The following is a 12,076-nucleotide window of genomic DNA, read 5'->3' as shown; positions in this document are numbered from 1 at the left end:
CTCGCCGTTCTGGATACCGTGCCGGAGGTGCTTGGGCTCGGCGAGTGCGCCGGCGTCTGCCCGGGCTGCGCCATCCCGGGCAGAACGGCTGGTCGCGTCACCCCGAGACGATCTCGCCGCTCTGGATCACGTGCCGGAAGTGCTTCGGCTCGGCGAGCGTGCCGATGTCGGCCAGTGGGTCGCCGTCCACCACCAGCAGGTCGGCGCACGAACCCGGCCGCAGCGTGCCGATCTCGCCCGCCATGTTCACCAGCTCCGCGGCCACCGTCGTGGCGGAACGGATGATCTCCAGCGGCGACTGCACCTCCGCCCGCAGGCGGAACTCGTGGTTCTGGTGGCGGTGCATCCCGCCCAGCAGGTCCGTCCCGTAGACGATCCGCACCCCACCCCGCGCGGCCCGCTCCAGCGCGGCCAGCCCGGCGTCCAGCACCTCGTCCACCTTGCGCCAGCTCGTCTCGGGCAGCCCGAACTCGCGGCCCTCCTGCTTGAGCGCCCAGTACGTGACCAGCGTCGGAACGAGGAACGCGTCGTGCTCGCGGAACAGCTCCACGCTGCGGTCGTCGATCAGATTGCCGTGCTCGATCGACCGCACGCCCAGCTCCAGCGCCCGGTTCACGGCCCGCGCGGTGTAGGCGTGGGCGGCGACGTAGCGGTTGGCCGCCTCCGCCTCCTCCACGATCGCGCGCAGCTCGTCAGCCGAGTACTGGGTCGAGTCGATGCGGTCGGTGGGCGAGGCGACCCCGCCGGAGGCCATCACCTTGATGTGGTGGGCGCCCTTGCGTAGCTCGTCGCGCGCCGCTTCGCGGACCGCGTCCACCCCGTCCGCGATCCGGCCCAGGCCGGCGCAGCACGGGTGGTCGTCGTGCACGCGGGTGCCGCGGTTGCGGTTGTCGCCGTGCCCGCCGGTCTGGCTCAGCGCCCGCCCGCAGAACAACAGCCGCGGCCCGCGGAACAAGCCCTCGGCCTGCGCGTCGGCCAGGCCGTAGTCGGCGCCGGACGCGTCCCGGACCGTGGTGAACCCGCGGTCGAGCATCCGGCCCATGGTGCGGGCGCTCTGCAGGGCCACGTAGGACGGCGCGGTGGACGGCAGCGAGCCCAGGTCCGCGGTCGAGGCCGTGACGTGCACGTGCGCGTCGATCAGCCCCGGCAGCACCACAGCGCCGCGCACGTCCTCCATCCGCGCGTCCCCCGCGTTCAGGCCGCGGCCGGTCTCGACGATCCGGCCCTCCGCGCACCGCAGGTCGCCCTCGGTGTACTCGCCCGTCTCCGGATCCAGCAGGGTCGCGTTGCGCAGCAACAGGTTCCCGCTCATCGTGCGTCCACCACCTTCCGCAGGGCCGGGACGGCCAGCGGCGCCAGCTCCACCGCCGCGGCCACCGACGCCTCGTCGTACTCGCCTTCCGCGTCGAGGATGTTCAGGGCGCCCAGCGTCCGGCCGCCGTCGACCACCGGCACGTTGATCACCGCGCCGCAGCCGAGCGATTCGATCAGCTCGGCGTCGGCGAACACCGCCCGCACCGCCTCGCGGTCGGCACCCAGGTAGGGCTGCTGCTCCTCGACGCATTGCCGGAGCCAGCCCGCGGAGATCTCCACGGTCTTCTCACCGCCGACCGGGTACTGCTCGGGACGGTTGCTGTAGACGCGGCGCATCGCGCGGCGCTCGGGGAACCAGGCGAGCACGGTGAACAGCCGCACCCCGACGGCCTCCGCCACTCGTGCTTCCACTGTGGACAGATCGGTCACTTGGTCATCTCCTTCGTGGCGGCGACGGGCGCGCCCTCCTCGGTCAGTTCCTCCAGCGAGCGCCCGGCCGTGGACAGGCCGAACACCATCACGCACAGCACGCCGATCGCGAGCACCGCTGTGGTCAGGCCGAACACCCCGCCGAACCCGAGGCTCGCCGCGAAGACGCCGATGATCGAGGGCGCGAGGATGCTGCCGACGCGGCCGAACGCGCTGGACAGGCCGGTTCCGGTGGCGCGGATCCAGGTCGGGAACACCTCGGGCGTGTAGGAGTAGACGCCGGCGTAGGTGCCGTTGAGGAAGAACGACAGGACGGCGCCGGCCAGCGTGATCGACCACGGCGCGTTCATCTGGCTGAGCCAGAACGCGCTCACCGCGGAGCCGGTCAGGTACAGCGCGATGGTGTGCTTGCGGTCGAGGCGTTCGGACAGCCAGGCGGCGGAGAAGTATCCGGGCACCTGGGCGAGGTAGATGATGATCGAGAACTCGAAGCTCTTCGTCACCGTGATGCCGCGTTCGATCAGCAGCGTCGGGATCCAGGAGAAGAAGCCGTAGTACGAGAACGTGATCACGAACCACACCGCCCAGATGACCGCGGTGCGGCGAGCCATCTTGCGGCCCCACAGGAACTTCAGCGCGGTCAGCAGGCCGACCTTCGGTGTCTTCGTCAACGGTTCGGTGACCGATTCCGGCACCGGCGGCAGGGGCTTGCCGGTGGCCTTCTCGACGTCCCGCTCGATCTTCGCGACCACCCGTTCGGCCTCGTCGGCGCGGCCCTGGGTGAGCAGGAACCGCGGCGACTCCGGCAGCGAACGACGCCACCACAGCAGCAGCACGATGGGCAGCGCGGTGATCACCTGGGCGATGCGCCAGCCGTCGGGCAGCGGGGACACCACGAACCGGCCGAGCAGCGCGGCCGCGACGAACCCGAACGAGAAGAACCCGGCGAGCGCGCCGACGAACCAGCCGCGCCGCTTGGCGGGTACGAACTCGGACAGGAACGGGGCGATGATCGCGCTCTCCGCCCCAGCCCCGGCGCCGGCCAGCACGCGCGCCGCCAGGAAGACCTCGTAGTTCGGCGCGAACGCGGCGACCACGGAAAACGCGGCGTAGAACGCGAGCGCGTACATCATGACCTTCTTGCGGCCGATGCGGTCGCCGAGCAGACCGGCCGCTATCGCGCCGAAGAGGAACCCGAACGGCGTGGCCGAGCCGATGAGGCCGAGCTCGCCGTTGCTCAGGCCCCAGACCTCCTTCGCGCTGGGCAGGAGGAACGCGACGACGGCCGAGTCCATGCCGTCGAAGGTGTAGCCGAGCCCGCCGATCAGCAGGAGGAGGTAGTGCGGCCGGCTCAGCGGGAGCCGGTCGAGTCGTGCCAGCAGGGTCATGACACGCCTTCCGTAGAGGTGGGGGAGGGATGGTCGGGTCAACATAAACTGCAAATCGGAGAAACTGCAATACGCTTTGCATGGCTGTAACAGTGGGGCGCTGGGATACGGTGTGCCCGGCAGGAGGGCTTGGCGGTGGCGGACGAGGGTCTCGAGGAGTGGCTGCGCGAGCGGATTCCGCCGCACGGGTTGCGGCCGAAGTCCGCGGCGGTGGTCGACGTGCTGGTCTCGCAGCCCAGGCAGGCTTCGTTCGGCTCGACGGGTGACCTGGCCCGGCTGGCCGGGGTCAACGTCGCGACGGTGACCCGGACGGCGCAGGCGCTCGGCTTCGCCGGGTGGCCCGCGTTGCAACAGGAGTTGCGCGCGCGGTACCTGTCGTCGTTGAGCGCGCCCCAGGTCGCCGAGGAGCACCACAGCGCCGGGTCGCCCGCGTCCGCGTCGTTGCGGCGCGACCTCGACAGCCTGGCCTTGGTCAACCGGCGGTTCGACGAGGACGGGATCCGCGCGGTCGCCGAAGCGGTGGCCTCGGCCCGGCGGACGACGGTCATCGCCGACGGCAGCTACGCGGCCGTCGGCATCGCCTTCGCGCACAACGCGCGCCTGGCCGGGTACGACGTGCACGCGGTGACAGCCGGCGACGCCGAACTGGCCAACGCCACGGCGAAGCTCACCGCCGACGACGTCCTGGTGGCGATCAGCTTCTGGCGGCTGTACGAGAGCACCGTGCGCGCGGCGAACGAGGCCCACGACCGCGGCGCGCGGGTGTTCGCGATCAGCGATGCCGCGAGCCCGGCGCTGGCGGGCGCCGCCGAGCGGGTGTTGGTGGTTCCGGCCGAGGGGGTCACCTTCTTTCCGTCGTTGACCACGGGGATGGCCATGGTGCAGGCGATCGTGGCCCAGCTGGCCGCGGTCGATCCCCAGCGCACGAACAGGTCCATCGAGGCGGCCGAGGCGATGTGGTCGCGTTTCGAGCTGCTACACCGCCGCCCCACGAGCCGACGAGCCCAGGACGATTGAGCCTGCCTTGGGGCAAGGCTGCCGCCGACGGCGTAGGGCAGGGCTGCTTCCTGCTTGGGAGTAGCTGTCGCCCTCCGGGCGGTGGGTGACCCTTTTCGGGGTGGGCGAGCGGCCGTCGCCGTCCGGGCGGGGAAGCCTGCTGCCCCCGGGTGGTCAACCACCGCCGTCAGGGCGGCTGACCCTTCGCCGCCTGGAGGTGCTGACCGCGGCGGCACTGGCCGCACCACCTTGTGCTGTCACGGTCGGCGGCGGGCGTCGCCCTCCCGCTGGTGGCGGGACAGTCAGCTCGCGCTCGTCAGTACCAGTGCTGCGCTCACCTCCCAACCGGCGGAGGCGAGGGTCCGGGTGCAGGCGGCGATCGTCGCGCCCGTGGTGATCACGTCGTCGAGCAGGACGACCGGGGTGCCGGGCGGTGGGTGGCCCCGTGGATCGAGCCGGAGGCGTCCCGCGAGGTTCTGGGCCCGTTGGTCGCGGTCGAGCCCCACCGCGTCCCGGGCGCGCGACGACAAGCCCAGCGCCGGAGCGACGGCGGCCGCGTGTCCCGCCTCGGCCAGGTGCGCGGCGCACCGGCGGGCCAGGCGGTGCAGGTGCGCGCCACCTCGCCGCCGGGATGCCGAGCGGCGGGACGGTGCCGGGACCAGCCACCACGTGCCGTCCGGGGCCGCTCGGGCCTCGGGGAGGTGGGGTAGCGCGTCGGCCAGGGCGCGGCCCAGTGGATCGGCCAGGTCGCGCCGACCGCGCTCCTTGTAGGCCAGCACCAGGCGGCGCGCGGTGCCGCCGTAGGGAGCCAGCGCGTAGACCGGCACCGCGGCCGAGCCGCGCGGCGCCGGGTGTGGGCGCGCGAGTTCGAGCAGGCAGGCCGCACAGCAGGCGGCGCCGGCCACGCCGCAGCCGGCGCACAGTGCGGGGAGGAGCAGGTCCAGGGCGAGGGATCCAAAGTTCATGCGGAGAGTGTGCGGACGGGGACCGACAGTTCTGGGCGCTCGGACGACCGGCGGCGGTGGATTAGATCAAATGGAGCAATGGGAGGGCCGCGCCAGAGGTGCGGAGGCGGATCGGCGACCGCCTGGGGCGGGGTGCGGGGCTGCTGTGGGCGCCGCCCGTGGTGCGGGGCTGGACGGTCAGCGTGCTGCTCGGGGTGGGGCGGTGGAGTGGTCAGCGTGCTGCTTGGGGTGGGGCGGTGGAGTGGTCAGCGTGCTGCTTGGGGTCGGGGGGTGGAGTGGAGTGTGCCGCTCGGGGGTGGGGAGGAGGTGACGGGACGGTGCGGTCCGGGTCCGGAGATGGAGAGGTGACGGTGCCGGCCGGGGATGCGGAGATCGAGGGGTGATGGTGCCGCACGGGGGCGGGGGCGATGCGGTGGCCGTGCGGTTCGGGATGCGGGGGTGGTGGGGTGATCGTGCCGCCCGGAGTGCGGAGGCGGCGTGGTGGCCGCGCCATCCGGGGTGCGCGTGGCCGTGCCCCCGGAGGGCGTGGCACCGCGACCGCACCGCCCAGGACCGGCGATCCCTTGGGACACCGACGACTCCTTGAACGACGATCGGCGACCAGCCCGATCCACCAGTGTTCACCCACCCGGGCGGACGCCGCCGGGAACGCGGGGCTCCCGTCGGCCGTTGTCCGGACATGAGGCCCTGGAACGCGGAAGCGGCTCACCCGCAAGCGTCCAGGGGAGTGCTGCGGCCGGAACGCGGTCTCGTCACCCAAGGGTCGGGACGCCGGAAAACGGCGCAATGTCAAGGTGAAAACCGGCCGCGCGGCCTGCTCCGAACGGAGCAGCAGGTCAACGCGCCTGGACGGGTTCAGACGCGCACCGTCACCGGTTCCCGATCCGTGACATCCCCCGGCTCGGGGGGTTTTGTGATCCGCGTTACCGCGCTAGCGTGCTGCGCTATAGCAAGTCCCGCCGGCAGGGAGGTGAACAGCCGATGACCCTGGCGCCGACGGAAGATTGACCCCCGGTTCTGCCATCAGACCGGTCGGGCGGGAGCGGCGTCGGCGCCGATCCATCGAAAGAGCTCTCGAACTCATTCCGCAATGAGGGAGGTCGTGTATGGAAATCGTCGTCAAAGGCCGTAACGTCGAGGTGCCGGATCACTACCGCACACACGTCGGTGACAAGCTCGAGCGCCTGGAGCGCTACGACAAGAAGGTCTACCGCTACGAGGTCGAGCTCTTCCACGAGCCCAACCGCAGGCAGCTGAAGAACTGCCAGCGCGTGGAGATCACCGGCCGGGGCAAGGGCCCGGTCGTGCGAGCCGAGGCCACCGCGGGTGACTTCTACGCCGCCCTCGACACCGCCCTGAACAAGCTCGAGAACCGACTCCGCAAGATGCACGACCGCCGGCGCGTCCACTACGGCCGCCGTTGCCCGGAATCCGTCGCCGAAGCGACGTCGAGCGCCGTCGCGGCGGGAGCGATGCCGGCCACCGGCCGCGCGTCCACCGCAGTGCTCGAGGCGCCCGCTCCCGCGGCCGAAGAGGTCAGCACCGCCCTCCCGGAGGACATCGAGCTGCCCACCCAGCAGCGATGGGACGACGAGGCCGAACACCTCCCCGGCCGGATCGTCCGGGAGAAGCACCACTCCGCCAAACCCATGACCATCGACCAGGCCCTCTCCGAGATGGAGCTGGTCGGACACGACTTCTACCTCTTCAACGACGTCGAAGCCGGCGTCCCCAGCGTCGTCTACCGGCGCAAGGGCTTCGCCTACGGCGTGATCCGCCTCGACCACTAGCGGCGTCCGAAACGGCCCGCGCGCCAGGAGCGCGCGGGCCGTTTCGCGCGTGTTCGCACGTTGCGTGCGCCGACGCGCGCTCCTTCCCTACGATGGAGGGTGCGCACGACCCGTACCACGGGTCGGACAGGGTTCGGACACGGCGCGGTCCAGGGACAGAGCCTGGGTGCGTCCCAACAGCTAGTGAGGTCGACCGGATGGTTCTCAACCGCCTGCTGCGTGCGGGCGAGGGCAAGATGATCAAGCGGCTGCGCAACATCGCCGATCACATCAACACCCTCGAAGACGAGGTGAAGGACCTCACCGACGACGAGCTGCGCGGCAAGACCGCCGAGTTCCGCCAGCGGCACGACGGCGGGGACGGCGAGTCGCTGGACGACCTGCTGCCCGAGGCGTTCGCGGTCGCCCGCGAGGCCGCCCTGCGGGTGCTCGGCCAGCGCCCCTACGACGTCCAGCTGATGGGTGGCGCGGCACTGCACCTCGGCCAGGTCGCCGAGATGAAGACCGGTGAGGGAAAGACCCTGACCTCGGTCATGCCGGTGTACCTGAACGCGATCTCCGGCAAGGGCGTCCACGTCGTCACCACCAACGACTACCTCGCCAAGCGCGACTCGGAGTGGATGGGCCGCGTCCACCGGTTCCTCGGTCTCGAGGTCGGCGCGATCTTGTCCGAGATGACGCCGGCGGAGCGCCGCACGGCCTACCACGCCGACATCACCTACGGCACGAACAACGAGTTCGGCTTCGACTACCTGCGCGACAACATGGCGTGGAGCCTGGACGACTGCGTCCAGCGCGGCCACAACTTCGCCATCGTCGACGAGGTCGACTCGATCCTGATCGACGAGGCGCGGACGCCGCTGATCATCTCCGGTCCGGCCGAGCAGTCCGCCCGCTGGTACGTCGAGTTCGCCCGCATGGCGCCGCTGATGAAGCGCGACACCCACTACGAGGTCGACGAGCGCAAGCGGACCGTCGGTGTCACCGAAAAGGGTGTCGCCTTCATCGAGGACCAGCTCGGCATCGACAACCTGTACGAGTCGGCGAACACCCCGCTGGTCGGTTACCTGAACAACGCGCTCAAGGCCAAGGAGCTGTACAAGCGCGACAAGGACTACATCGTCCGCAACGGCGAGGTCCTCATCGTCGACGAGTTCACCGGCCGCATCCTGGCCGGCCGTCGCTACAACGAGGGCATGCACCAGGCGATCGAGGCCAAGGAAGGCGTCGAGATCAAGGCCGAGAACCAGACTCTCGCCACGATCACGCTGCAGAACTACTTCCGCCTCTACGACCGCCTCTCCGGCATGACCGGTACCGCCGAGACCGAGGCCGCGGAGTTCCACCAGACCTACAAGCTGGGTGTGGTGCCGATCCCGACCAACCGGCCGATGGTCCGCAAGGACCAGCCGGACCTGATCTACAAGACCGAGCAGGCGAAGTTCGAAGCGGTCGCCGAGGACATCGCCGAGCGGCACGCCAAGGGCCAGCCGGTGCTGGTCGGCACCACCAGCGTCGAGAAGTCCGAGTACCTGTCGAAGCTGCTGGTCAAGCTGAACGTGCCGCACGAGGTGCTGAACGCGAAGTACCACGACCGCGAGGCGCTGATCATCGCCCGCGCCGGCCGCAAGGGCGCCGTCACGGTCGCCACCAACATGGCCGGCCGCGGTACCGACATCGTGCTGGGCGGCAACCCGGACATCATCGCCGACGAGCGGCTGCGCGAGCGCGGCCTGGACCCGGTCGAGAACTCCGCCGAGTACGAGTCGCTGTGGCCGAAGGTGCTCGAGGAGGTCAAGGCCGAGGTCAAGGCCGAGGCCGAGGAGGTCCGCGAGGCCGGCGGCCTGTACGTGCTGGGCACCGAGCGGCACGAGTCCCGCCGCATCGACAACCAGCTGCGCGGCCGCTCCGGCCGTCAGGGCGACCCCGGTGAGTCGCGGTTCTACCTGTCGCTCGGCGACGAGCTGATGCGCCGGTTCAACGCGGTGATGGTCGAGCGGGTCATGACGACCATGCGGCTGCCCGACGACATGCCGATCGAGCACAAGATGGTCTCGCGGGCCATCAAGAGCGCTCAGACGCAGGTCGAGCAGCAGAACATGGAGATCCGCAAGAACGTCCTCAAGTACGACGAGGTCATGAACCAGCAGCGCAAGGTGATCTACGCCGAGCGCCGCCGCGTGCTGGAGGGCGAGGACCTCTCCGAGCAGATGCAGCACATGCTTGTCGACGTGCTCACCGCCTACGTCGAGGGCGCCACGTCCGAGGGTTACGCCGAGGACTGGGACCACGAGAAGCTGTGGACCGCGCTCAAGCAGCTCTACCCGGTGTCGGTGAGCTGGGAAGAGCTGATGGAGGAGCACGAGGACCTCAGCGCCGAGGTGCTCCGGGACGCGCTGGTCGAGGACGCGAAGGCGGCGTACGCCCGGCGTGAGGCCGACATCGACGCCCGCGTCGGCGAGGGTGCGATGCGCCAGCTGGAGCGGCAGGTGCTGCTGTCGGTGCTGGACCGCAAGTGGCGCGAGCACCTCTACGAGATGGACTACCTCAAGGAGGGCATCGGCCTGCGGGCCATGGCGCAGCGCGACCCGCTGATCGAGTACCAGCGCGAGGGCTTCGACATGTTCAACGCGATGCTGGACTCGCTGAAGGAGGAGGCCGTCGGCTTCCTGTTCAACCTGCAGGTCGAGGCGGCGCAGCCGCAGGAGGCGGCGGCTCCGGCCGCGCCTGCCGCGGTGGCTCCCGCGGCCGCGGGGCGGCACGCGCAGCCGGTGCCGCCGCAGCAGACCGAGCCGGCGCGCCCCGCGGTGCCGAACGCGCTGCGCGGCAAGGGGCTCGGCAACGAGAACCCGCAGCAGGGCCTGACGTTCTCCGGCCCGGCCGAGCAGGGCGGCGTGCAGTCCCGCGGGACGGCGACGGCGGATTCGGACGGCCAGGGCGCGGCGGGCACGCGGCGGGAACGCCGCGCGGCGGCTCGGACGCAGGCGAAGAAGACGAAGAAGCGTCGCTGAGCTGGTGGTTTGTCGCGGGGGCCGGTGCCGGGTGGTGCCGGCCGCCGTGTTTTGTGGGGGCTTCGCTCGGCGCGGGCGGCCGGCCAGGTGAAGAAGAGTAAGAAGCGCCGCTGAGCTGGGGTTTCGCGGGGGCCGGTGCCGGCTTCGTGGTTGCGCGTGGCGAGGCTCGCCTTCGGCGAGCAGGGGCGGGGTTCGCGGGCCGGCCGCCCGCGAACCCCGCCCGCGGGTGCGCTTGACATCTTGAGCACACGGCGCCAGCCCGGCGGCCCCACGGCAGTCGGGCTGGCGCGCGCGCCGAGCCTGGCGGAGGTCCGCGGCCACGCCGGTCTGCCCGCGAGGCGGACAGACCGGCGCGCGAGGCGGGCGTCGCCGCGCTAGACCCGTTTGCCCAGTTCAGCGGCTGCACCAGCGTGCCGAAGCCGCACCGCCGCCGGGGTTCACCCAGCGGCAGCGGCGTCTCTGCGGCATCAGCGTGAGGCGGCCGCGCCCCAGGTCAGCGGCGTCTCTGCGGTTGCACCACCGTGAAGAAGCCGCATCGCCAGCCGGCTTCGGAGTGTTCGAACCTCGCCATCACCGCGGTGGCCCGCTGGTCCGCGTGCGCCGTGCCGCAGATCTCGATCGTGCCCGGTGCGCTCTGGCTCGCCCGCACGGACCTGACCGTGTAGCGCGGGCCCGGCGACGGGGGCGCCACCCGCAGGTGCTGGTACATCCTCGGCGTCACCACCGTCCGCAGCTGGCCCGGGGCCCGGCGCCCGGCACGGACCTCCAGGATCGCCGTCAGAACGGTCCGTGCGTGGCGCAGCTCCAGCGGTTCCCCGGGCCGGCCGCGTGTCCCGATCCGTGACGCTCCCGCCTGTTCCGGAATCACGACGGGCGGAGCCGTGCCCCGGTTCGGCTCGTACGGTTGCAGCGTCCGCATCTCGCTCATCAGTCCCCCTCGGTCGAGTCATACCGCTCCCTAGAGCGGCACTCCCGCGAGAACCGGACAGCCGTGGCCCGATGGTGTGATCCGGGCCGATAGGGTCGTACGCGTGCTGCGCGGCCTGGTGCTCGACTACGCCGGTGTCCTGACCGATCCGGACGCCGCGGAACTGCTCGCCGCCGTCGATGTGCTGCGGGGGCGCGGAATCCGGACCGCCGTGCTGTCCAATGCGGACGGCGGCGCCGGTCGGGGCAACCTCGCCCGGCACTTCGACGCGTTCGTCTTCTCCGGCGAGGTCGGCATCGCCAAACCGGATCCGCGCGTCTTCCGCCTCACCGCCGAACGCCTCGGCCTCCCCGCGACCGGATGTGTCATGGTCGACGACTCCCGCGCCAACGTCGACGGCGCCACCGCCGCCGGCATGGTCGGCGTCCACCACACGTCGGTGGCGGACACCCTCGCCGAACTCAGCGTGTTGTTCCCCGCCTGACCAGCTCGAAGCACAGCACGGCCGCGGCCGCGGACACGTTCAGCGACTCGACCTCGCCCGGCATCGGGATCGACAGCCACCCGGTCACCAGCTCGGCGACCTCGTCGCTCACCCCCGCCGTCTCCCCGCCCAGCACGAACGCCGCCCGCTCCGGCAACGACGCCTCGAACAGCGACGGACCGCCCTGTGCACCAAGTGCATACAATCCGTATCCGGCCTCGACCAGCATCGACGCGGCCTCGGCAGCGGTCGCGCAGCGGAGGACCGGCGCCCGGAAGGCGACCCCCGCCGACGCCTTCACGACCAGCGGATCCAGGGCCGCCACCCCTCGCCGAGGCACGACGATCCCGCCCAGCCCGGCCGCCGTCGCGGTGCGCAGGATCATCCCGACGTTCGCCGGGGTGGTGATGCCGTCCAGCAGCAGCACCCGGGCCGGCGCGTCGGCCAGCGCGGCGCTCAGCGGCCGCATCCGGGGCGCGACCACGTCCGCCAGGACGCCCTGGTCCTGCTTGCCGTTGCCGGCCAGCACCTTGACCCGGTGCGCGCTCGCCCGCTGCACCGGCACGCCGGCCGCCTTCGCCGCGCGCTGGATCTCCGCCGCGGCCGGACCGCGGGCGGTGTCGGCGAGGATGACCTTGTCCACCCGCAGCTCCGGGTCGTCCAGGGCTTCCAGCACCGGTTTGCGCCCGTAGACGGTCAGGAATCGGTCTTTCGGGGAGACGGTCGTTTCAGCCACGCCCCCAGTGAACCAGGATGTGTCAGGATCGCTTC

10 protein-coding genes are annotated in these 12,076 nt (G+C 71.4%); 4 read left to right on the top strand and 6 right to left on the bottom strand.

The features are described from left to right. Positions 1-97: 97 nt before the first annotated feature. The 3 genes from IE290_RS35445 to IE290_RS35435 are packed head-to-tail and all read right to left on the bottom strand — an operon-like array spanning position 98 to position 3,131. The gene (locus IE290_RS35445; protein ID WP_191249103.1) at positions 98-1,312 is read right to left on the bottom strand and encodes a metal-dependent hydrolase family protein; all 1,215 of its coding nucleotides are present in this window, start codon (positions 1,310-1,312) and stop codon (positions 98-100) included. Further along, a complete protein-coding gene (locus IE290_RS35440) occupies positions 1,309-1,743 on the bottom strand; it encodes a GAF domain-containing protein (protein WP_191249102.1) in 435 nt (144 codons plus the stop codon). Before IE290_RS35440 ends, IE290_RS35445 begins: the two co-directional genes overlap by 4 nt. Further along, the gene (locus IE290_RS35435; RefSeq protein ID WP_191249101.1) at positions 1,740-3,131 is read right to left on the bottom strand and encodes an MFS transporter; all 1,392 of its coding nucleotides are present in this window, start codon (positions 3,129-3,131) and stop codon (positions 1,740-1,742) included. The genes IE290_RS35440 and IE290_RS35435 overlap by 4 nt, the downstream gene beginning before the upstream one ends. A 129-nt stretch (positions 3,132-3,260) precedes the next feature. On the opposite strand from IE290_RS35435, the gene IE290_RS35430 reads away from it, so the two are divergent. Next, the gene (locus tag IE290_RS35430; RefSeq protein ID WP_191249100.1) at positions 3,261-4,148 is read left to right on the top strand and encodes a MurR/RpiR family transcriptional regulator; all 888 of its coding nucleotides are present in this window, start codon (positions 3,261-3,263) and stop codon (positions 4,146-4,148) included. A gap of 281 nt (positions 4,149-4,429) precedes the next feature. On the opposite strand, the gene IE290_RS35425 is transcribed toward IE290_RS35430, so the two are convergent. After that, positions 4,430-5,092 carry a ComF family protein gene (locus IE290_RS35425; protein WP_191249099.1) on the bottom strand — a complete coding sequence of 221 codons (663 nt, stop codon included), beginning with the start codon at positions 5,090-5,092 and terminating at the stop codon, positions 4,430-4,432. Between the two features lie 1,106 nt (positions 5,093-6,198). Here IE290_RS35425 and hpf point away from each other — a divergent pair. Beyond that, on the top strand, positions 6,199-6,882 hold the full coding sequence (hpf, locus tag IE290_RS35420) for a ribosome hibernation-promoting factor, HPF/YfiA family (protein ID WP_191249098.1): 684 nt from the start codon (positions 6,199-6,201) through the stop codon (positions 6,880-6,882). A 197-nt stretch (positions 6,883-7,079) separates the two neighbouring features. Then, a complete protein-coding gene (secA, locus tag IE290_RS35415; RefSeq protein WP_191249097.1) occupies positions 7,080-9,893 on the top strand; it encodes a preprotein translocase subunit SecA in 2,814 nt (937 codons plus the stop codon). Positions 9,894-10,386: 493 nt separating this feature from the next. Here secA and IE290_RS38135 read toward each other — a convergent pair whose 3' ends face one another. After that, positions 10,387-10,812: an Rv3235 family protein gene (locus IE290_RS38135; RefSeq protein ID WP_229874913.1), complete on the bottom strand. Its 426-nt coding sequence runs from the start codon at positions 10,810-10,812 to the stop codon at positions 10,387-10,389. Between the two features lie 112 nt (positions 10,813-10,924). Here IE290_RS38135 and IE290_RS35405 point away from each other — a divergent pair, with 112 nt between their 5' ends. After that, positions 10,925-11,305 (top strand): HAD-IA family hydrolase, encoded by a 381-nt coding sequence (locus IE290_RS35405; protein WP_191249095.1) that lies wholly within the window; start codon positions 10,925-10,927, stop codon positions 11,303-11,305. On the opposite strand, the gene IE290_RS35400 is transcribed toward IE290_RS35405, so the two are convergent. After that, positions 11,283-12,041 (bottom strand): TrmH family RNA methyltransferase, encoded by a 759-nt coding sequence (locus tag IE290_RS35400; RefSeq protein WP_191249094.1) that lies wholly within the window; start codon positions 12,039-12,041, stop codon positions 11,283-11,285. The two genes, IE290_RS35405 and IE290_RS35400, sit on opposite strands and share 23 nt — an antisense overlap. Positions 12,042-12,076 lie beyond the last annotated feature (35 nt).

It is taken from the genome of Amycolatopsis deserti, from assembly GCF_014653945.1.
In the GTDB taxonomy this organism is placed as follows: Bacteria; Actinomycetota; Actinomycetes; order Mycobacteriales; family Pseudonocardiaceae; genus Amycolatopsis_E; species Amycolatopsis_E deserti.
Note: the sequence above shows the minus strand (reverse complement) of the source record. Positions and strands in the feature narration are given on the sequence as shown.